General features: G+C 68.3%; 22 protein-coding genes and 1 riboswitch. Of the genes, 18 read left to right on the top strand and 4 right to left on the bottom strand.

What is annotated here, in order from left to right:
* The 5 genes from gshB (at nt 1) to N5K27_RS17870 (ending at nt 4,273) form a co-directional block, all read left to right on the top strand.
* Nucleotides 1-978, top strand: a complete 978-nt coding sequence (gshB, locus tag N5K27_RS17850; protein ID WP_132979495.1) for a glutathione synthase — start codon at nt 1-3, stop codon at nt 976-978.
* Entirely contained in the window at nt 975-1,388 is a 414-nt protein-coding gene (locus N5K27_RS17855; RefSeq protein ID WP_087838113.1) for a PTS sugar transporter subunit IIA, read from the top strand. Before gshB ends, N5K27_RS17855 begins: the two co-directional genes overlap by 4 nt.
* Nucleotides 1,389-1,390: 2 nt before the next feature.
* On the top strand, nt 1,391-1,660 hold the full coding sequence (locus tag N5K27_RS17860; RefSeq protein ID WP_087838112.1) for an HPr family phosphocarrier protein: 270 nt from the start codon (nt 1,391-1,393) through the stop codon (nt 1,658-1,660).
* A gap of 3 nt (nt 1,661-1,663) precedes the next feature.
* The gene (ptsP, locus tag N5K27_RS17865) at nt 1,664-3,400 is read left to right on the top strand and encodes a phosphoenolpyruvate--protein phosphotransferase (protein WP_279817872.1); all 1,737 of its coding nucleotides are present in this window, start codon (nt 1,664-1,666) and stop codon (nt 3,398-3,400) included.
* 156 nt (nt 3,401-3,556) lie between these two features.
* On the top strand, nt 3,557-4,273 hold the full coding sequence (locus N5K27_RS17870; protein ID WP_279817873.1) for a LuxR family transcriptional regulator: 717 nt from the start codon (nt 3,557-3,559) through the stop codon (nt 4,271-4,273).
* A gap of 26 nt (nt 4,274-4,299) precedes the next feature.
* Here the strand turns inward: N5K27_RS17870 and N5K27_RS17875 are convergent, their stop codons facing one another.
* Nucleotides 4,300-5,307 carry a tripartite tricarboxylate transporter substrate binding protein gene (locus N5K27_RS17875; protein ID WP_087838111.1) on the bottom strand — a complete coding sequence of 336 codons (1,008 nt, stop codon included), beginning with the start codon at nt 5,305-5,307 and terminating at the stop codon, nt 4,300-4,302.
* Between the two features lie 220 nt (nt 5,308-5,527).
* On the opposite strand from N5K27_RS17875, the gene N5K27_RS17880 reads away from it, so the two are divergent.
* From N5K27_RS17880 to N5K27_RS17900, 5 genes are read left to right on the top strand one after another with little or no spacing between them, the layout of a single operon-like run.
* Nucleotides 5,528-6,805 (top strand): aromatic ring-hydroxylating dioxygenase subunit alpha, encoded by a 1,278-nt coding sequence (locus N5K27_RS17880; protein ID WP_279817875.1) that lies wholly within the window; start codon nt 5,528-5,530, stop codon nt 6,803-6,805.
* On the top strand, nt 6,805-7,305 hold the full coding sequence (locus tag N5K27_RS17885) for an aromatic-ring-hydroxylating dioxygenase subunit beta (RefSeq protein ID WP_279817877.1): 501 nt from the start codon (nt 6,805-6,807) through the stop codon (nt 7,303-7,305). Before N5K27_RS17880 ends, N5K27_RS17885 begins: the two co-directional genes overlap by 1 nt.
* A gap of 13 nt (nt 7,306-7,318) precedes the next feature.
* Nucleotides 7,319-8,044 carry a class II aldolase/adducin family protein gene (locus N5K27_RS17890; RefSeq protein WP_279817879.1) on the top strand — a complete coding sequence of 242 codons (726 nt, stop codon included), beginning with the start codon at nt 7,319-7,321 and terminating at the stop codon, nt 8,042-8,044.
* Between the two features lie 27 nt (nt 8,045-8,071).
* A complete protein-coding gene (locus N5K27_RS17895; protein WP_279817880.1) occupies nt 8,072-9,016 on the top strand; it encodes an MqnA/MqnD/SBP family protein in 945 nt (314 codons plus the stop codon).
* 17 nt (nt 9,017-9,033) lie between these two features.
* Nucleotides 9,034-9,939 carry a VOC family protein gene (locus N5K27_RS17900; RefSeq protein WP_279817882.1) on the top strand — a complete coding sequence of 302 codons (906 nt, stop codon included), beginning with the start codon at nt 9,034-9,036 and terminating at the stop codon, nt 9,937-9,939.
* Between the two features lie 10 nt (nt 9,940-9,949).
* On the opposite strand, the gene N5K27_RS17905 is transcribed toward N5K27_RS17900, so the two are convergent.
* Nucleotides 9,950-10,786 (bottom strand): IclR family transcriptional regulator, encoded by an 837-nt coding sequence (locus tag N5K27_RS17905; protein ID WP_087838105.1) that lies wholly within the window; start codon nt 10,784-10,786, stop codon nt 9,950-9,952.
* A 121-nt stretch (nt 10,787-10,907) separates the two neighbouring features.
* On the opposite strand from N5K27_RS17905, the gene N5K27_RS17910 reads away from it, so the two are divergent.
* The 4 genes from N5K27_RS17910 (at nt 10,908) to N5K27_RS17925 (ending at nt 15,192) form a co-directional block, all read left to right on the top strand.
* Nucleotides 10,908-11,951 carry a tripartite tricarboxylate transporter substrate binding protein gene (locus tag N5K27_RS17910; RefSeq protein ID WP_279817884.1) on the top strand — a complete coding sequence of 348 codons (1,044 nt, stop codon included), beginning with the start codon at nt 10,908-10,910 and terminating at the stop codon, nt 11,949-11,951.
* 83 nt (nt 11,952-12,034) lie between these two features.
* Nucleotides 12,035-12,113, top strand: a riboswitch (SAM riboswitch).
* A gap of 60 nt (nt 12,114-12,173) precedes the next feature.
* Nucleotides 12,174-13,343, top strand: coding sequence for a homoserine O-acetyltransferase (locus N5K27_RS17915; protein ID WP_243724496.1), 1,170 nt, complete (start codon nt 12,174-12,176; stop codon nt 13,341-13,343).
* Nucleotides 13,340-13,960, top strand: coding sequence for a methionine biosynthesis protein MetW (metW, locus tag N5K27_RS17920; RefSeq protein ID WP_279817886.1), 621 nt, complete (start codon nt 13,340-13,342; stop codon nt 13,958-13,960). The genes N5K27_RS17915 and metW overlap by 4 nt, the downstream gene beginning before the upstream one ends.
* A gap of 59 nt (nt 13,961-14,019) precedes the next feature.
* Nucleotides 14,020-15,192 (top strand): metallophosphoesterase, encoded by a 1,173-nt coding sequence (locus tag N5K27_RS17925; protein WP_279817888.1) that lies wholly within the window; start codon nt 14,020-14,022, stop codon nt 15,190-15,192.
* 18 nt (nt 15,193-15,210) lie between these two features.
* On the opposite strand, the gene N5K27_RS17930 is transcribed toward N5K27_RS17925, so the two are convergent.
* Nucleotides 15,211-16,119, bottom strand: a complete 909-nt coding sequence (locus tag N5K27_RS17930) for a DMT family transporter (RefSeq protein WP_132979500.1) — start codon at nt 16,117-16,119, stop codon at nt 15,211-15,213.
* Nucleotides 16,120-16,216: 97 nt separating this feature from the next.
* Here N5K27_RS17930 and N5K27_RS17935 point away from each other — a divergent pair, with 97 nt between their 5' ends.
* Together N5K27_RS17935 and N5K27_RS17940 are read left to right on the top strand one after the other, a co-directional pair.
* Entirely contained in the window at nt 16,217-16,984 is a 768-nt protein-coding gene (locus N5K27_RS17935; RefSeq protein WP_279817891.1) for a helix-turn-helix transcriptional regulator, read from the top strand.
* A gap of 19 nt (nt 16,985-17,003) precedes the next feature.
* Nucleotides 17,004-17,309 carry an I78 family peptidase inhibitor gene (locus tag N5K27_RS17940; protein ID WP_279817892.1) on the top strand — a complete coding sequence of 102 codons (306 nt, stop codon included), beginning with the start codon at nt 17,004-17,006 and terminating at the stop codon, nt 17,307-17,309.
* Between the two features lie 10 nt (nt 17,310-17,319).
* Here N5K27_RS17940 and N5K27_RS17945 read toward each other — a convergent pair whose 3' ends face one another.
* Entirely contained in the window at nt 17,320-18,267 is a 948-nt protein-coding gene (locus tag N5K27_RS17945) for a LysR family transcriptional regulator (RefSeq protein WP_165963115.1), read from the bottom strand.
* Between the two features lie 175 nt (nt 18,268-18,442).
* On the opposite strand from N5K27_RS17945, the gene N5K27_RS17950 reads away from it, so the two are divergent.
* The gene (locus tag N5K27_RS17950) at nt 18,443-19,405 is read left to right on the top strand and encodes a tripartite tricarboxylate transporter substrate binding protein (RefSeq protein ID WP_279817893.1); all 963 of its coding nucleotides are present in this window, start codon (nt 18,443-18,445) and stop codon (nt 19,403-19,405) included.
* 125 nt (nt 19,406-19,530) lie between these two features.
* Nucleotides 19,531-20,685: an iron-containing alcohol dehydrogenase gene (locus N5K27_RS17955; protein WP_279817894.1), complete on the top strand. Its 1,155-nt coding sequence runs from the start codon at nt 19,531-19,533 to the stop codon at nt 20,683-20,685.
* Nucleotides 20,686-20,719: the final 34 nt, after the last annotated feature.

Below are 20,719 nucleotides of genomic sequence, written 5' to 3' on the forward strand. Positions count from 1 at the left end.
ATGCACGTACTTTTCATTGTTGACCCGCTTCCCGCGCTAAAGGCCTACAAGGACACCTCCGTGGCGATGATGCGGGCCCTCGTGGCCCGCGGCCACCGGCTGAGCGTGGCGATGCAGGGCGATCTCTACGTCATCGACGGCGCGGTGCGCACCGCTTCCCGGCCCGTCGAGCTGGTTCCGGACGCCGACCTGCACGAGCATGCCTGGTGGAAGGAAGGCCCCGAGGGCGACCAGCCGCTGACCGCCTTCGACGCGGTGTTGATGCGCAAAGACCCGCCGTTCGACATGGAATACGTGTATTCCACCCACCTGCTGGAGCGGGCCGAGGCCCAGGGCGCGCGCGTGTTCAATTCCGGCGCCGCGATCCGCAACCACCCCGAGAAGCTGGCGATCGCCGAGTTCCCGCACCTGACGGTGCCGACGCTGGTGACGCGCGACATGGCGCGCCTGCGGGCCTTCCACAACGAATACCACGACGTCATCGTCAAGCCGCTGGACGGCATGGGCGGCACCGGGATCTTCCGGCTGGCGCCGCGGGAGGCGAACCTGAACGCCATCCTCGAGACGCTGACCGACAACGGCCAGCGCAGCATCATGGCGCAGCGCTACATTCCCGAGATCCTGCAGGGCGACAAGCGGGTGCTGCTGATCGGCGGCGAGCCCGTGCCGTATTGCCTGGCGCGCATTCCGCAGGCGGGCGAGACCCGCGGCAACCTGGCCGCCGGCGGCCGGGGCGTGGCGCAGCCGCTGTCCGGGCGCGACCTGGCCATCGCCCGCGAGCTGGGGCCGAAGCTCGCCGCGCGGGGGCTGCTGCTGGTGGGCCTGGACGTGATCGGCGACTACGTCACCGAGATCAACGTGACCAGCCCCACCACGTTCTGTGAAATCACCGAGCAGACCGGCTTCGACGTCGGCGCGATGTTCGCGCGGGCCCTCGAGGACGCCGTCGCCGCGAAACCGGAAGCGAGATCGGCATGACCGGCGTCGTCATCGTCGCGCACGAACCGCTGGCTTCGTCGCTCCTTTCCTGCGCATCGCACATCTTCGGCGAGTTGTCGGGCGTGCTGGCCTACGATGCCGGCAACGACGAGGATCCCGACCAGATGTTCCGCGCGGTGCTCGAGCGCATCGAATCCGCGGCGGCCGGCGAAGGCGTGCTGGTGCTGACCGACGTGGTGGGCGCCACGCCCGCCAACCAGACCGACCGGGCGGCGCGCGAGGCGTCGCGGCTGGGAACGCCCACCACCGTGCTGGCGGGCGTCAACATACCGATGTTGCTGCGCACCTTGCCCTACCGCCACCTTTCCCTTGATGATCTGGCGCAGCGCGCCCTGGCCGGCGGCACGCAAGGCGTCTTGCGCGTCGACGGCGAACCTGAAGACCATTGACCATGCCGAGCATCGACATCGCCGTTATCAACAAGCTGGGCCTGCATGCGCGGGCATCCGCCAAGCTCACGCAGCTCGCCAGCCGGTTCCGCAGCGAGATCCACATCGCGCGCGGCACGCGCCGCGTCAATGCCAAGAGCATCATGGGCGTCATGATGCTGGCGGCCGGCATCGGCACCAAGGTGACCGTCGATGCCGAGGGCGAGGACGCCCAGGAGGCCCTGGACCAGATCCGGGCGCTGTTCGAGCAGAAGTTCGGCGAGGCCGAGTAGCCTATGGAGACCTCGATGCTGGCCTTGCACGGACTGGGGGTGTCGCGCGGCTATGCCATCGGCCGCGCCGTGGTCATCGGCGCGGCCGCTCTAGAGGTATCCCACTATCGTATCGATGAAGAGGAAGTGGAGGCCGAGTGCGCGCGCCTGGCCGCCGCCATCCGCGCCGCTTCCGACGAGCTGGCCCAGCTGGCCGACCATCTCCCCCCCGACGTGCCCCGCGAACTGGGGGCCATCCTCCAGGTGCACAGCATGATCCTGGCCGACGCGATGATCTCGCTCGAGCCGCTGGAGATCATCCGTTCCCGCCACTACAACGCCGAATGGGCCTTGACCGCCCAGGGCCAGGCGCTGGCCGAGCAGTTCGCGCAGATGGACGACGAGTACATGCGCGAGCGGGGCGGCGACGTGCGCCAGGTGATCGAGCGCATCCTGCACGCGCTGGCCGAGGCGAACGGGCGGCCGCGCGGCTTGAAGGGCTCGGCCATCGACGACCATGGCGATCCGCTGATCGTCGTCGCGCACGACATCGCCCCCGCCGACATGCTCAAGCTGCGCGGCGCGCGCTTCGCGGCCTTCACCACCGACCTGGGCGGCGCGACCTCGCACACGGCCATCGTCGCCCGCAGCATGGGCGTGCCCGCGGTGGTGGCGCTGGGCGTGGCGCGCACGCTGCTGCGCGACGGCGACATGGTCATCGTCGATGGCGAGGCCGGGGTGCTGCTGGTCAACCCGCCGCCGCGCGTCGTGGCCGAGTACCGTGCCCGCCAGGCCGACTATGCGCGCGAGCGGGCCACGCTGGCGACGCTGCGCGACGTGCCGGCCATCACGCTGGACGGCGTGGTCGTGTCCATGCTGGCCAACATCGAACTGCCCGAAGAGGCGCAGGCGGCGTTGGACGCGGGGGCCGAGGGCATCGGCCTGTTCCGCAGCGAATTCCTGTTCATGGGGCGCGACGGCCTGCCCGGCGAGGACGAGCAGTACGAGGCCTATGCCTCGGTGGTGCGCACGATGGCGGGACGCCCCGTCACCATCCGCACCCTGGACATCGGCGCCGACAAGACGCTGGACGGCGAGGCCACCGTGGCCACCAACCCGGCGCTGGGCCTGCGCGCGATCCGCTACTGCCTGGCCCATCCCGAACTGTTCGCCACGCAGCTGCGCGCCATTCTTCGCGCCTCGGCCCATGGCCCGGTGCGGATACTGATCCCCATGGTGGCCCACCTGCGCGAGGCGCGCGCTTCCTATGCCGCCATCGCGGCGGCCAGGCAGGAGCTCGACGTCCGCGGCCAGGCCTATGGCCAGAACATCCAGGTGGGCGCGATGGTCGAGATCCCGGCGGTGGCGATCGCCATCGAGCCTTTCGTCGAGGCCTTCGACTTCCTGTCCATCGGCACCAATGACCTGATCCAGTACACGCTGGCCATCGACCGGGCGGATCCCGACGTGGCCGGGCTGTACGACTCGCTGCATCCCGCGGTGCTGCGCCTGGTGGCCAACACCATCAACGCGGGGTCGCGCGCCGGCAAGTCGGTATCGGTGTGCGGCGAAATGGCGGGCGATACCGAGTTGACGCGGCTGTTGCTGGGCCTGGGCCTGACGCAGTTCTCGATGCATCCGCAGCAGTTGCTGGACGTCAAGCGCGAGATCCTGCATGCCCATTCGAATGCGCTGCGGACCAAGGTCGCCGCGGTCCTGAATCGCGCGTCGGAAATGGACCTGTCTTTGCTGAACCAATAAGGGCGCGCCTCTCCGGACACTTTCGCATTCAGAAAGTTATTCACAAACCAGTGAGTTCGTCATAGAATGTTACAAAAATGACATTCTGGTGAAATGACGAAGCCCGTCCCTTCATCTTTGGCATTGCGCAGCACGCAGCACGCAGCATCGAAGAGCATGAGACCCAGTACCCGCGCGTTGCGGGCACTGCGCCCGTTGATTGAAGCCTCCTGTCCCGCCGCCATCGGCAAGGTCGTCCGCGAGTTTTCCTGGGAACTTGGCGCCGCTCATTACGCGCTGTGCATCGTCCAGTGCACCAGCGACGGCAATGTGTTGCGGCTGCGGTATGAGGATGCGCCGGGTTGGTGGGAAGGCTTTCGGCCGGAGCTTCCGCCGCTGGTCGCGCCGTCCGGCTGGCGATCCGGTCAGGTGCGCATGGTCTGGCGCGCGCTGGACGACGGCGAAACTTCATCCGCCCACGACGAGTTGCGGCGCCTGGGTGCGCACGGCGCGCTGTTCCTGGTGGCCGAGGGCCTGCATCCCGGCGATACCGTAGCCTGCCTGGCACTGCTGTTCGATTCCCCCGAGGCGGCGAGCCGGCTCGAGACTCATGCGCAATTGGCCGACCTGTGTCATCACGCCGCTTCGTTGCTGGTGGATGCGTATCTGCGCTTGCCGGACCAGGATCAGCCCGCGCTTCCCATCCGGCTTTCCGCGCGCGAGCAGGAGTGCCTGCATTGGGCCTCGATGGGCAAGACCGGTGGCGAGACCGCCCAGATCCTGGGCGTGAGCGAACGGACCGTGAACTTCCATCTGGGCAATGCCTTTGCCAAGCTCCAGGTCAACAACAAGCAGGCGGCCGTGGCCCAGGCCATCCTGCAGGGCCTGTTGTAAGGCCGGAGCGTTCCCGCCGGGCGCCTTCAGTCCGCGGCGATCTTTGCCGCGGCCACGACCTTGGCCCAGCGCGCGAGTTCGCTCTGGATCAGCGCTCCCAGTTCCTGCGGGGTGCCGCCCGTTGCCACCAGACCCTGGTTCTTGAGGCTTGCAATGACGTCCGGATCGCGCAGCAGCGCGTTCAGGTCCTTGTTCCACTTGCCGATGATCGCATCTGGCGTATTGGCGGGCGCCAGTAGTCCATACCAGGTGTCCACCACCAATTCCGGGTGTCCCTGTTCCACCACCGTGGAGGTACCGGGCAGTTCCGGCACCCGGTTCTTGCTCATCACGGCCAGCGCCTTCAATTGCCCGCTCTGCAGGAAAGGCGTGGCCGCGCCCAGGCTCGTCACCATGGCCTGGGCGTGCCCGCCCATGATGTCCGTGAGGGCGCCTGCCGTGCCCTTGTAAGGGATGTGGACCATGTCCAGCTGGGCGCTCTGCTTGAGGAGTTCCATGGCCAGGTGCTGCGCGGTGCCGGTGCCGGGGGAGGCGTAGTTGAGTTTGCCGGGCTGGGCGCGCGCGAGCTGGATCAGGTCTTGCACCGACTGCGCCGGCAGCTTGCCCGGGGCGACCAGGGCCATGGCGCTGGTCGCGGCCAGGCCGATCGGGCGGAAAGACTTGATGGGGTCGAACGGCGTGTGCCTGTTGATGACCGGCGTGGTGCCGAAGGCGGTAGCCGTCATGAGCAAGGTGTAGCCATCGGGTGCGGCGCGCGCCACCAGCTCCGCTCCGATATTGCCGCCCGCGCCCGGGCGGTTTTCGGTGACTACCGCGACCTTCCAGCGTTCGGCCAGCCTGGGGCCGATGACGCGGGCGATGATGTCGGCGCTGGTACCGGGCGTGAAGGGTACGACCAGGGTGACGGTGCGCTCGGGATAGGCGCCATCCGTTTCGCCGGCCGAGGCCGGTCCGGAACCGGCCACGGCCGTGCATGCGGCGGCCAGCCAGGCGAGAGCTTGCCGCTTCGGCAGCAGGGGGGCGATTGCAGGCATCACTGTCTCCTCGTGGATTAAAAGTCCCTTAATGTGGGATATTTGTTATTCAGATAAGCCCAAATAACGGGATTCTAATCCTAATGATTTCTCATAAATAACGCTCGGTAAACGGATTTTTCCTAGGGGAAATCCACAAGATGCTGGATTTTTATTCCCAACATATGGGATGATAGATTTAACGATGAGTTAACTATCGTCCCTAATGGTTGGAATAAAAATGAGCTACATCATTGACGATCCCGTGAACCAGCGCTTCTTGCTGCACCGGGCCGTGCATGTGTCGCCGGCCGTGCTGGCCGAGGAAATGGACAAGGTCTTCGCCAAGTGCTGGATCTATGTCGGCCATGGGTCCGAACTCGCCAAGCCGGGCGACTTCGTGGCGCGCAAGGTCGCGGGCAGGCCGGTCATCTTTGCCCGCGACGCGGAAGGCGCCATCGGCTGCTTCTTCAATACCTGCCGGCATCGCGGGGCGGTGGTGGCCACCAAGCGCGAGGGCAACGCCCGGCGGTTTTTCTGCGTCTACCACGGCTGGAGCTACGGCCTGGATGGCAGCCTGGCGCGCATTCCCGGCGAGGACGCCTACACAGGCTCGTTCGACCGCAACGAATATGGCCTGAAACGGCCGCCGCGCTTCGAGCAATACCGCGATTTCTGGTTCATGTGCCTGGATCCCGACGCGCCTGCCCTGCAGGCCTACCTGGGCCGGGCCACCGAGTACATCGACCTGGTGGTGGACCAGTCGCCGTCGGGCACCATGCAGGTGATCTCCGGCACGCAGGAATACGCGGTGGCGGCCAACTGGAAGCTGATGGTCGAGAACAGCGTGGACGACTACCACCTGCCGACCACGCACTCGACCTGGCTGAATTTCATGGCGAATTCGGGCGTGACCATCGAGCGGCCCCCGCGCGAAGCCGGCCAGGTCTTGCCGACCAAGGGTTATGCCATCAGCCTGGGCAATGGCCACTTCACCACCGACAACGTCAATTTCCGCGGCCGTCCGGTGGCGCACTGGATACCGCTGTACGGCGAGGCGGCACGCGACGAGATCGACGCCATCCGCCAGGAACTGGTGGAGCGGCTGGGCCCGGAGCGCGCCGAGCGCGTGGCCAACACCAATCGCAACCTGGTCATCTTCCCCAACCTGGTCATCAACGACGGTTCGTCGGTCACCATCCGCACCTTCTTCCCCGACGGCCCGGAGCGCATGGAGGTGACGGCCTGGGCGCTGGGGCCGGTCGAAGAGGACGAGTCGGCCCGGGCCCGCCGCCTGGACGCTTTCCTGACGTTCTACGGTCCGGGCGGATTCGCCACGCCCGATGACGTGGAGGCGTTGGAGCTGGTGCAGCAGGGCATGGCCAACTGGCGCAGCGATGAATGGTCGGAGATGTCGCGAGGCATGGGCAAGCCCGAGTCGGAGCAGCTCAACAGCGATGAACACCACCTGCGCACTTTCTGGCGCCATTGGAACCGCATGATGCAGGAGAACGCGTGATGCAACAGAGCGCAACCGGCCGCCTGACCCGGGCCGAGGCCGAGGATTTCCTGTACTTCGAGGCGGCGTTGCTTGACGAGTGGCGGCTCAAGGAATGGCTGGAACTGTTGACCCCGGACGCCACCTATCTCATTCCGCCCAACGACAAGCCGGACGGCGATCCGCGCAATACGCTGTTCATCATCGCGGACGATGCCGAGCGCATCCGCCAGCGCGTCATACGCGTGCTGGATCCGAACTGCCATGCCGAGGCGCCCAGGTCGCGCCTGCGCCGCAGCATCAGCAACGTGCGCGTGCTGGGGCAGGAGGGCGACCTGGCCACCGTGGCCGCCAACTTCATCTGCCACCGCTACCGCCGGCACGAACGCATACGCGAGTACGTCGGCGGGCTGACCTATCAGCTGCGCATCACCGCCGACGGCCTGAAGATCAGGCAGCGGCGCATCGTGATCGATGCCCACGAGCTCGGCTCGCTGGGATCCGTCAGTTTCATTCTCTAGCAAGGAAGTCCGAATGGCGATGCCGCAAGCACTGCTGGAAGAGCTGGTCACGGCCAACCACATACTCGCGTCGGAAGGCGTGGTCGATGCGTTCGGGCACATCAGCGTGCGCCACCCCGACGATCCGGACCGCTACTTCTTGTCGCGCGCGCGTCCGCCCGAGCGGGTCGAGCTGGCCGACATCATGGAGTTCACCCTCCGGGGCGAGCCCGTCGATGCGCGCGGCCGCAAGCCCTACCTCGAGCGCTTCATACACGGCGCGATCTACGAAGCTCGTCCCGACGTGCAGTCGGTGGTGCACAACCACAGCCGCAGCGTGGTGCCCTTCGCCGTGACCGGCGCGCCCCTGCGTCCCGTGGTGCATAGCTGCGCGACCATCGGTTTCGACATTCCGACCTGGGATGCCCAGGACAGGTTCGGCGACACCACGCTGCTGGTCAGCGACATGGAGATGGGCCGGGACCTGGCCACCGTGCTGGCGCGGAACCGTAGCGCACTGATGCGCGGGCATGGCTGCACGGTGGTGGGCGGCTCGATCAAGGAAGCGGTCTATACCGCCGTCTACCTGGAGGTGAACGCCAATCTGCAGTTGCAGGCAAGCCACCTGGGGCCGATCACCTTCCTGACCGAAGGCGAGGTCGACAAGATATGCGCGCGGCTGCGCGACGGGCTGCCGGGCGAGGGATTCGCCCGCGCCTGGGAATACTGGCGCGGGCGGGCCGAAGCGGCGCGCGCGTAAAGCGATCAACAGGAGGAAGACATACCCATGACGAACATGGCACAACCGGCAGCGGTCCATATCGGCGCCACGCCGTCCTTTCATACCCAGCCGCTGCTGTCCGGGCTGATCGACGTGCCGGGCCTGGCTTACCGCGTCAGCGCGACGCGCACCATAGACGAATGCACGATGAAGGCGCTGCGCGGCGAACTGGACGTGGCGGAGATGTCGTTGGCGACCTTCGTCAAGGCCCGCGAGCGGGACGACTCGCTGGTGGGGCTGCCCGTCTTCGCGCGCAAGCTGGTGTCGCAGTACGCCTTCTGCCGCGAGGGCTCGGAGCTGTCCGGCCACAAGTCGCTGGCCGGCAGGCGCGTCGCGGTGCCGCAGTACTGGCTGACCGCCGCCCTGTGGCACCGCTGGTACCTGGGCATGCACGGCGTGGATACGGCCGGGGTGGTGTGGTGTCCGCTGGCCGATGACCGCCTGGCAGGCATGTCCTATCCCGAGGGCGTGCAAATCGACTGGTCGCTCAAGGGCCGCGGGCCGGCCGACGTGCTGCGTTCGGGCGACGCCGATTGCTTCATCTTCGCGCGCCGGCCGCTGGACATGACGGGATTGCGCTACTTGTCGCCCGATCCGGCGGGGGAAGCCCTGGCGCTGGCGCGGCAGACCGGGGTGGTGCCGGTGACGCACGTGATCGCGGTGCGCGCCGCGCTGCTGCGCGAGCGGCCCGGGCTGGCCGGGGCGCTGGTCGAGTTGTACACGCGGGCACTGCATCACGCCGCGCAGGAAGTGGCGCACGAGGCGGCGCAGTTCCTGCCGCTGGGCGACCTGGAGCAGGACCGTACCCGCGCCGCGCTGGGCGAGCACTGGAACGAGTACGGCTGGAAGCACAGCGAGCCGGCGCTGCGCGTCTTCTGCGAAGCCGCCGTGGCGCAAGGCATGGTGCGCGAGGTGGACGTGGACCGTGCGTTCCTGCGCCTGGAACCGTGAACGTGACGAGGTGAATCGTGCTGAGATTCAAGAAACTGAGCCATCTGGCATTGAACGTGTCGGACCTGGACCGTTCGGCGGCCTTTTACCGTGACATGGTCGGCCTGGACCTGGTCGAGCGTACCGCCGATACCGCATTCCTGTCCTGCGATGCCGACCACTACAACCTGTCGCTGCATGCGGCGGCGCAGCCCAGCCTCAAGCGCATCGCCTTCGAGCTGGAGTCGGTGGCGCAAGTGCCGGTGGCGCGCGAGGTGCTGGAACGGGCCGGCGTGCGGCATCGGCGCCTGGGCGCCGGCGAGTGCGCCGACCTGCGCGTGGAAGAAGGCATCCGGCTGGTGGATCCCAATGGCATCACCCTGGACCTGCTGGCAGGCATGCGCCAGCGGACCGAGGCCTTCACGCCGCACCCCATGAAGCTGCTGCGCCTGAGCCACGCGGTGATTCGCGTGCCCGATTTTGCGCAGAGCCTGCGTTTCTATACCGAAGTGATGAACTTCCGGGTATCGGATTTCCGTCATGAAGACGACGGCGACCCGTACTTCGCGTTCATGCGTTGCTTCCCGAATCCTTTCCACCACTCGTTCGCCATCCAGCAGGGCAAGGCGCCGGCGTTCTTCCATTCGGCGTATTCGGTGGACAGTCTCGACGACCTGATGGCGGGGCGCAACCGCTTGCTGGATGAAGGCGCCATCGTGGCGCCTTCGCCTGGCCGGCACAAGGCCTCGGGCAGCGTCTTCCAGTATTTCGCGGATCCGGACGGCTTCACCGTCGAGTTCACGCTGGGAATGGAGGAGTTTCCGGAAACGGGGCCGCGGCAGCCGCGCCAGCTGGACAAGAGCTATCGCACCACGGACATCTGGAACGGGCCCAAGCCCACCAACCTGCCCAACCTGGGGGCGATCGAACCCGCGGCCTGGTGAGCCGGCGGTGTCAGTCGTCCTCGCGCATCGGGTCGGGCGGCGTCCGCGCGTGTGCGGTGCGCAGGGCCTGGTCGCGGGCGCGCGGCGTATCGCTGGCGATGGTCTTGCTGACGATGCCGGCGCAGAAAGCGATGCGGTCGGCCGCGGCGGCGGTTTCCCGTTCGTCCAGGCGGGCCTTGCCTATGGTGACGCTCAGGCTGCCCACGACGCTGCCGCGGCTATCCAGGATGGGCGCGGCAACGCCGGTGACGCCATGGGTGACCTGTCCGCTGGTGGAGTCCCAGCCGCGTTGGCGGATGGCGGCCAGGGTGGCCTTGACGGCTTCGAGCGAGTCGCCCAGGCCGGCCTGGGCGAACGCGGCCGGATCGGCTTCATAAAGCCGGCCGACGGTTCGCGCCGGGGTGTAGGCAAGGATGATGCGGGAGGCCGATCCGCGCAGCAGGGGCCGGGCGTAGCCGCGTTCGTAGCTGCTGTTGAAGGCGTCGGTATTCGACTCCTGGTGCACGCACAGGACCTTGTCCCGGTACCTGCGGCATAGCAGGGCGATGCCCGGCACGGCCTTGACCAGCTCGATCATGATCGGGCGGCTGGCGATGATCAGCGGGTCGCGCATCCGCATCTTGTAGTCGAGTTCGGAAATCCTTGGCCCCAGCGTGTAGCCCACGTCCGGCAAGGAGGTCAGCAGGCCGGCTTCCGTCAGCACCTTGAGGTAGCGGTACAGCGTCGAGCGCGCGAGCCCCAGTTTGTCGGAGAGATCGTCGTAGCTCTGTCCGGCGTCGCTGTCCTCGATCAGGTCGAGGATGGACAGCATTTTTTCCAGGCTGGTGGCGGGCGGGTCGGCGGGCATGGCGGATCGGGGCAATCGTTACGGGAGGGCGGCGCGCAGGAAAGCGCTTCGCCGCAGCGGTAGATGATAAATGCAAACCCACGCATCGAACCGGGCGCAGGCCCGGACATAAGGAGGAGACATGAAAGACACGAACATCGAATCCCCATGCGACGCGGCCGGCGACCTGCCGGTTCGCGCCGGCAGGCGCGCGGCGCTCGGCCGGGTGCTGGCCGTGGCCGGTGCCGCGTGGCTGGGCCGCGCGGGCGCGGGCCAGCCAGGCCAGCTTGACGACAGGCTGGTGCGTATCCTGGTGCCGCAGACGCCGGGTACCACGCCCGACTCGGTGGCGCGCATCCTGGCTCCGCGCATGAGCCGCGAGCTTGGTGTCGCCTTCGTGGTCGAGAACCGGGTGGGCGCCTCGGGCATGATAGGCATGGAGGCGGTGGCCAAGGCGCCGCCGGATGGCCATACCTTGATGAGCAATGTGTCGACCACCCTGACACTGCCTTATTTCTACGACAAGCTGCCGTTCGATGTCCTGGCGGATTTCACGCCCGTCGGGCTGGTGGGTTCCGGCAATTTCGCGCTGGTGGTGAACCAGGCGCTGCCGGTCGCCGACGTGGCGCAACTGGTGGCCTACGCCAAGGCTCGTCCGGGCGCGCTGCGCTACGCGTCGCCCGGACTGGGTACCCACCATCACCTGTGCATGGAACTGCTGATGGCGAAGACGGGCATCCAGCTCCAGCACATTCCCTACAAGGGTTCGGCGGGCGCGACCACCGACGTGCTGTCGGGGCAGGTGGAGGTGATGTTCCTGCCGGTACAGGTGGCGATGAACCATGCCGCGAGCGGGCGCATCAAGGTGTTGGGCGGCACGCGCCGGCAGCGGCAGCAGCCCTATATGGACCTGCCCACGCTGGACGAGCAGGGCGTGGCCGGCTACGACGTCGATCCCTGGTACGCGCTGTGGGGGCCCAAGGGCATGGCGGCGCCGATCGTGCAGCGCTACAACGCCTTGCTGCAATCCCTGCTTGCCCGCGACGACGTCAAAGGGGAACTGGCGGCCGTGGGCCTGACGGCTCGTCCCGGGCCGCCCGCCGACCTGACGCGCACCGCGCAGGCCGAGCAGCGGCTGTGGGCCGGGCTATTGAAGACCGCGCAAGGGTCGACCAGGGCGGGGTGACGCCCTGGCGCGCGGCGCCGGGCAAGCGACGGGTGTTCCCGCGGGGGGGCGCCCGTCCATGGCCCGGTGCTACAATTCCCGTACTTTTCATTGGCGCCGATTTGCCTGGTCCGCTTGCGGGCGCCTGATAAATCCAGCTAAAGAGCTCCGTCCATCGTGTCTTCCGATTCGCATCTCGAAGAGGCGTTGACCGCCTTTCTCGACACTCCCGCATCTCCTCCCATCGGTCCCGATTCCGTCGGCGTCGTCCAGGCGCAGGCCATGACGTTCGACGAGCCGCTGCAACTGGCCAGCGGCACGGCCTTCGGCCCGTATTCGCTGATGATCGAGACCTACGGCCGCCTGAACGCCGACCGCTCCAACGCGGTGCTGGTCTGTCATGCGCTGAACGCCTCGCACCACGTGGCCGGCGTCTCGGCGGACGATCCGTCCGACGTCGGCTGGTGGGACAACATGGTGGGGCCGGGCAAGCCGCTGGACACCGATCGCTTCTTCGTGATCGGGATCAACAACCTGGGGTCCTGCTTCGGATCCACCGGGCCCGCCAGCATCGATCCCCGCACCGGCCGCCCGTACGGCGCCTCGTTCCCCGTGGTCACGGTCGAAGACTGGGTCCATGCGCAGGCGCGCGTGGCCGACAGGCTGGGCATCGCCCGCTTCGCCGCGGTCATGGGCGGGTCGCTGGGCGGCATGCAGGCGCTCAGCTGGGCCATCACCTATCCCGAGCGCGTGGCGCATTGCGTGGTCATCGCCAGCACGCCGCGGCTGTCGGCGCAGAACATCGCGTTCAACGAAGTGGCGCGGCGCGCCATCATCACCGACCCCGAGTTCCACGGCGGCGACTTCTATGCCCATGGCACGGTGCCGCGCAACGGCCTGTCGGTGGCGCGCATGATCGGCCACATCACCTATCTGTCGGGCGACGACATGGCCGAGAAATTCGGGCGGGCGCAGCGTTCGCCCGGGGCCGACGGCGCGTTCCGCTATGGCTACGACGTGGAATTCGAGGTGGAGTCCTACCTGCGCTACCAGGGCGAGAAGTTCTCGAAGTACTTCGATGCCAATACCTATCTGCTGATCACGCGGGCGCTGGATTATTTCGATCCGGCCAAGCAGGCCGGCGGCGACCTGGCGCGGTCGCTCGCGCCGGCGCAGGCGGAGTTCCTGCTGACGTCGTTCACGACGGACTGGCGTTTCCCCCCCTCGTGTTCGCGCGAGATCGTGCAGGCGCTGCTGCGCAACGGCCGTCCGGTCACCTACGCCGAGATCGAGGCGCCGCACGGCCACGATGCCTTCCTGCTGGACGATGTCCGCTACCACGCGGTGGTGCGGGGATATTTCGACCGCGTGGCCCGCCAGCTGGGCCTGGGTGCGGCGGGAGGCGCGCGATGAACCGCAACGCCGCCCCCCTGCGTCCCGACCTGGCCCGCATCGCCGGCTGGATCGCCGATGGCTCGCGCGTGCTGGACCTGGGCTGCGGCGACGGCACGCTGCTGGTCCACCTGCGCGATGCGCAACAGGCCAGCATCGTCGGCGTCGAGATCAGCGACCAGCACGTGATCGAATGCGCGCGCAAGGGCGTCAACGTCATCCAGCAGAACCTGGAGGACGGACTGGCGCTGTTCGAGGACGGCCGCTTCGATACGGTGGTGCTGTCGCAGACGCTGCAAGCCGTGCACAACACCGAGCGCATCCTGCTCGAGATGGCGCGCGTGGGAAGCGAGGGCATCGTCTCCTTCCCCAATTTCGGCCACTGGACCCACGGCCTGTCCATCCTGCGCGGACACATGCCCGTGACCGGGCAGATGCCCTACCAGTGGTACAACACGCCCAACATCCACCTGTGCACGCTGAAGGACTTCGAGGCGCTGGCCGCCAAGCTCGGACTGCGCATCCTGGCCCGCGCGACCTTCGCCGACGCCCGCGAAATCTCGTGGCTGCCGGGCTGGCGCAGCACGCTGGCCGTGTACCGTTTCGCCTCGCCGGCGCGGCGCGGAACGGCGGCGTGACACGCGGGCGTGCCGCCTCGTCCTAGCAAGGATGTCGCGCAGCGACAGGAGAGCCACCAGTGAGCCAGCGGCGCGCCCTGCACAGGTTCTACTTCTTTGGCCTGATCGGCCTGGTGCATGCCTATGTCGGGCTGCGCCTCGTGCCCGACCTGGGCGTGGTGCCGGGCCTGGCTCCGGCGCTGGCGGCCGTGCTGGCGGCGTCCGCCATCCTGATCCCAACCAGCATGCTCGCGCGGCGGCGCTCGGCCGGGCCCCTGCTGCTGGGCGCGATCTGGCTGGGGCTGCTGTGCATGGGCCTGTTCTCGTCGCTGTTCGTGCTGACGCTGCTGCGAGATCTCGTGCTGGCTGGCGCTTCCGCCATGGCGTGGTTCGGGACCGGTGACGGACACGCCGCGCTGGCGGTACCGTCGGCCCTGTTCGTGGTGGCGGCTTCGCTGCTGATGTCGGTGGCTGGCTTCGTCGGCGCCCGCCGCGTGGCGCGCGTGGTCCGGATCGACATCCCGCTGCGGGCGCTGCCCGCCGAGCTGGAAGGATTCACCATTGCGCAGATCAGCGACATCCACGTCGGCCCCACCATTCGCGCGCCCTACGTGCGGCGCATCGTCGACGCGGTCAACCGGCTGCGGCCGGACATGGTGGCAATCACCGGCGACCTGGTCGACGGCAGTGTGGCCGACCTCGCGCCCCACGCGCGGCCCCTGGCGGAACTGGCCTCGCGCCACGGAACCTTCTTCGTGACCGGCAACCACGAGTACTACTCGGGCGCGCACGCGTGGATCGACGCCCTGCGCGGGATGGGCATGCGGGTGCTGCTGAACGAACACGCGGTGCTGCGGCACGCGGGCCAGGAACTGGTGGTGGCCGGCATTACCGACTACAGCGCCCACCAGTTCGACCCGGCGCATCGCAGCGATCCGCAACGCGCGATGGACGGCGCGCCGGCCGGTGCCGGCGCCCGCGTGGTGCTGGCTCACCAGCCGCGCAGCGCCGCCCTGGCCGCCCAGGCGGGCTTCGATCTCCAGTTGTCGGGCCATACGCACGGCGGGCAGTTCCTGCCCTGGAATTTCTTCGTGCCGCTGCAACAGCCGTTCGTGACGGGACTGCATCGCCAGGACGGCATGTGGGTGTACGTGAACCGCGGCACGGGCTACTGGGGGCCTCCCATGCGCTTCGGCGTGCCGTCGGAAATCACGTTGCTGCGGCTGGTGCGGGCGCCGGACGGCGAGACCTGACCCGACAGCGCGGGGGCGTTACCGCGCCAGCGATGCCCGCGCCGCGAACAGCGGGCGCTGCACGGTCTGCGCGATCAGCACGCCGGCCAGGCTGATGCCGCCGCCGATCACGTGGTAGGCGCGCATGGGTTCGTCCAGCAGGGCGATGGCCAGGCCCGCGGTCAGCACCGGGAGCAGGTTGATGAAGATCGCGCAGCGGTTGGGGCCCAGCAGCTTGACGCCCTGTATCCAGAAGAAGGTCAGGATGATGGACGAGAAGATGCCGGCGTAGGCGATCAGCGGCACGGTCCTGGCGTCCAGCGTGGCGGTGCCGGCGGGCAGGGCCAGGAACAGCGGGAACATGAACACCAGCGCGAAGGCCGCCTGCATGTAGGTCGATTGCCAGGCGGGAATGGCCATGCGCCAGCGCTTGAGCAGCACGCCGTACAGGGAATAGGCCAGCGCGGCGAACAGCATCAGCACGTCGCCCAGGTGGGCGCCCTGGGCCAGTACCGCGCCGATGTCGCCGTGGCCGACCAGGTACAGGATGCCACCGAACGACAGCAGGCCGCCGGCCGCCATGCCCACGGTGACGGGCTCGCCCAGCAGGGCGGCGCTCAGGATCGCCGTCAGCAGCGGGATCAGCGCGGTGACGATGGCCATGTTGGTGGCCGTGGTGCTTTCGGCGGCGCGGTAGGACAGGGCCTGGAACAGGGCCATGGACAACAGGCCGCCTATGGCCAGTTGCCACCAGTGGCGCCGGATCGCGTCGCGGTTGCGCCAGATGGGGCGCGCGAGGAAGGGACTCAGCAGCGCGATGGCCAGCACCAGCCGGTAGAACGTGATGGCGGTGGGCGAGATGGCCGAGGCCGCCATCTTGGACACGATCACGTTGCCGGCCCAGAAGACGATGGCCAGGAAGGGGAAGAGATACGCGGCGGGGGACATCGAAAGGGCTCCGGAAAGAGTGGACCCCTATGCTCCGCGCTTGCTGGTCGGCTGTCTCACGCTAATATGAAGAAAGTTATCTTAAAAGTGACATGTCATGGATGTCGATGCGCATTTGCGGGATACGGCCCGGGCCGGGGTGCCCGTCACCGCCATCGCCGCGGATTATCCGCACGGCCACATGATCGCTCCGCACAGCCATGCCTACAGCCAACTGCTCTACGCCATCGAAGGCGTGATGTGCATCGACGCCCAGGGCGGCCGCTGGGTCGTGCCGCCCACGCGCGGCGTGTGGCTGGAAGCCGGGATCGCGCACCAGGTGCGCATGAGCGGCGACGTGAAGATGCGGACCGTGTTCGTCGCGGCCGACGCCGGCGCGCAGTTGCCGCAGGGCAGTTGCGTGCTGGCCATTCCGCCGCTGCTGCGCGAGCTGATCCTGGCCGCCATCGACCTGCCGCCGGGCGGGGGGCCGGCGTCGCGCGCCGGTTGCCTGAGGCAGTTGCTGTTGCACGAGCTGCGGGCGCTGCCGGTGCTGCCGCTGCATCTGCCGCTGCCGTCGGACCCGCGCCTGCGCGCGGTGTGCGAGCGGCTGATCGCGGCGCCGGACGACGGCCGCACGGTCGATGCCTGGGCCGGCGGCGCGGGCATGTCGGCCCGCACGCTGCACCGGCTGTTCCAGCAGCAGACGGGCATGCGCTTCGGCTACTGGCGCCAGCAGGTGCGCCTGCTGGCCGCGCTGGAGCGCCTGGCCCGGGGTGATAAAGTGGTCGACGTCGCGCTCGACCACGGCTACCAGAGCCAGAGCGCCTTCGCAGCGATGTTCCGCCGGCATTGCGGGATGCCGCCCACGCTGTTCTATCGATGAACGCCCACAAGGAGAACCCATGATCCGGAGCGCCTTAGCCCTTGCCACGCTGGCCTTCGCCGCCGGCTGCGCCGCCCCCGTGCCCGTCGCCGATACCCAGCCCGCGGCGCAAGCGCCGCAGGGACAATGCCAGGCCGACGCGGCCCAGACCCTGGTCGGCCAGCAGCTCAGCTCGGTGCTGGTCGAGGAAGCCCGCAAGGCCTCGGGCGCCGGCAGCGCGCGCGTGCTGCGCCCCGGGCAGGCCATCACCATGGAATTCAATCCGTTCCGGGTGAACGTCGAGGTCAACCGCCGCGAGGTCGTGACGGCGATACGCTGCGGTTGAGGGCGGCCTTTCAGCCCGGCGCGGGCTTGCCCAGCGGCGCGTGCCCGCGCAGCGCCGAGGCCGCTTCCTCGATATAGGTGGCCAGCGCCCGGGCCTCGGGGCTGAGCGGCCGGATGGACGAATAGTAGATTTCGGTCCACAGCTCGATGCGAGGCCGGAACGGCCGGGTCACGACGTCGGGAAAGATGCCGGTGGACAGCAGCATGGGATTGATCAGGCCGATGCCCACGTCCTGCTGCACCAGCGCGCACACGCCCATGGACGTGCTGGCGAAGATGGTCTTGGGTATGCTGACGCCCGCTTCCTGCAAGGTGGCGCGCACCAGGATGGAAGTGGGCGACTCCTCGGGCAGGGCGATGACGGTGGCGCCGACCAGGTCTTCCGGGCGCACCACGGACTTGGCCACCAGCGGATGGCGCCGATGCAGCGCCGCCACCAGCAGGTCCTCCGATATGGTGTGGCGCTGGCACAGGTCGACGCTGCTGGCCGTGTTGGGCGCCGGCGGGTTGGTCACGCCCAGGTCCACCTCGTGGTGGGCCACCGACTCCAGCACCTTGGGCGGGCCTTCCACGCGCAGGTGCACGTTGACGTCGGGATGGCTTTCCTTGAAGCGCTGGATGGCGCTGGGCAGGATGGCGATCAGCGGCGGCGCGTGGGCCGCGACGACGACGGTGCGCACCGACCCCTGGTCCAGCGCGTAGGCCTCGTCCAGCGCCCATTCCAGGTGCTTGGCCGCCTGTTCGGCGCGCGGCAGCAGGCGGCGCGCCGCGGCCGTGGGCTCGAGCCGCCCGTGCGCCAGCGTGAATAGCGCGACGCCGGTTTCCCGCTCCATCAGCCGCAGGGTCTTGCTGACCGCCGCCTTGGAAATACCCAGCCGCAGGGCGGCTTCGCTCATGCCGCGGCTGCGCATGAGCGTGGCGAAGATCTGGAAATGGCGGCTGTTCAGCAGGCGTGACATGGCGGAACCTGGCATGGACCCGGCAACGGGCGTGTGGCGAATCGTTAACCTCTGGTTAACCAGAAATGCCATTGTCACACAGCCTGGCTGCCTACAATTTTTCGCATGGACGAGCCGCAGACGCCGCACCGGGCGGTCCGGCCGCCGCTGTCCCACCCTTTACGAGATCGATGTGATGATGCGCAAGCTGTTTTCCCTCGTGGCCGTGTCGGCCCTGGTTCCCGTGGCCGCGATGGCCGATACCTTCCCGTCCAAGCCCGTGACCATCGTGGTGTCCGTGCCGGCCGGCGGCACCATCGACGCGATCGCGCGCATGGTCGCCAAGGACCTGGGCGAATCGATGGGCAAGCAGTTCGTGGTCGAGAACCGGCCGGGCGCGAATGGCAACATCGCCGCCGACTACGTGCGCCGCGCGCCCGCGGACGGCTACACCTTGCTGATGCTGGCCTCGAGCACGCTGGCGCTGGGCCCGTACGTGATGCAGAACGTGCCGTTCGACCCGATCAAGGATTTCGCCCCGGTGGCGATGACGGCGGGCCTGAACATGGCGCTGCTGGTCAATCCCAAGGTGGGCGTCTCGGACGTCAAGGGCCTGGTCGAGAAGATGAAGGCCAACCCCGGCAAGCTGAACTATTCATCCACCGGCAACGGCTCGTTCCCGCACGTGGCCGGCGCGCTGCTGAACCTGGAAACCCACACCGACGCGACCCACGTGCCCTACAAGGGCCTGGCGCCTTCCATCCAGGACCTGCTGGCGGGCCAGGTGGACTTCACCTTCGATTCGGGCAGCGCCGTCCACGTCAAGTCGGGCAAGCTCAAGGCCCTGGCGGTGATCGGACCCAAGCGCGCCTCGGCCCTGCCCGACGTGCCGACCTTCCGCGAAGCCGGCCTGCCCGAGCTGGAGAAGGTCAGCGGCTGGCACGGCGTGTTCGCCCCGGCCGGCACGCCGGCCGACGTGATCAAGCGCCTGAACGCCGAGATCAACAAGAGCCTGAAGAAGCCCGACTCGGTCGAGCGCATCCAGGCCATGGGCTTCGAGAGCGTGGCCACCACGCCCGAGGAACTCGGCAACGCGTTGCGCACCGAGTACAAGAACTTCGGCGACCTGATCGCCAAGACCAAGATCTCGGCGTACTGATCCGCGTCCTGGCCGGCGCGCCGCGCGCCGGCCGTCCTTTTTTCCTGCTTTCCGCATCACCGCGCATGGGGTGAGGGCCGTGCTCACCCCGGCCGCCCCGCGCGGCCCGGACGGAGCCGATGTCCATGCCCAGCTTCCATTTCGAAACCACGCCTCGCATCGTCTGCGAGCGCGGGGCCGCCCTCCGGCTGGCCCGGATCCTCCAGGCCGGCGACCAGCGCCGCGCGTTCCTCGTCACCGATCCCGGACTGGTCGCGGCCGGGCTGATCGATGCGCCCGCCGCCGCTCTGCGCGCCGCCGGCGTGCACGTGACCGTATACGACCGCGTCCAGGCGGACCCGCCCGAGCACGTGGTGCTGGAGGCGGCGCAGGCCGCCCGCGACGACCGCGCCGACTGCGTGATCGGCCTGGGCGGCGGCAGTTCGCTCGACACCGCCAAGCTGGTGGCCCTGCTGGCCGCCAACCCGCAGCCGCTGGCCGACATCTATGGCCCGCAGCGCGCCCGCGGGCCGCGCCTGCCGCTGATCCAGGTGCCGACCACCGCGGGCACCGGGTCCGAAGTCACGCCCACGTCGGTGGTGTCCACGCCCGACCACCAGAAGCGCGGCGTGATCAGCTCCCTGCTGTTCCCCGACGTGGCGGTGCTGGATGCCGCGCTGACGGCGGCGCTGCCGCCCGGGCCCACCGCGATGACCGGCATCGACGCCATGGTCCACGCCATCGAGGCCTACACGACCCGGCACAAGAAGAATCCCATGTCGGACATGCTGGCCGTGCGCGCGCTGCAACTGCTGCACGGCCACCTGGACGGCGCCGTCCGGCAGGGCGGCGACCTGGACAACCGGGAAGCCATGCTGCTTGGCTCGCTGCTGGCCGGCATGGCCTTCGCCAACGCCCCGGTGGCCGCCATCCATGCGCTGGCCCATCCGCTGGGCAGCCACTTCCACGTGCCGCACGGACTGGCCAACTCGCTGGTCATGGTCCCCATCCTGCGCTTCAACCTGCCCGTGGCCGAAGGCGCGTATGCCGAACTGGCGCGCGCGCTGGACCCCGGCCTGCGCGACGCGGCCGATGCCGAGGCGGCGCTTGCCTTCATCGCGGCCATGCAGGCCCACGTGGCGGCATCGCCCATCCCGCAGCGGTTGCGCGAGGTGGGCGTGGGCGAGTCCGACCTGCCGGCCCTGGCCGAAGCGGCGATGACCGTGGACCGCCTGCTGATGAACAACCCCCGCGACCTGACCCGCGACGACGCGCTCGCGATCTATACCCAGGCCTTCTAGCCCGCCGCCACGCTTGCCTTTCATGGAAGACTGA

It is taken from the genome of Pigmentiphaga sp. GD03639, assembly GCF_029845405.1.
Taxonomy (GTDB): Bacteria; Pseudomonadota; Gammaproteobacteria; order Burkholderiales; family Burkholderiaceae_B; genus Pigmentiphaga; species Pigmentiphaga daeguensis.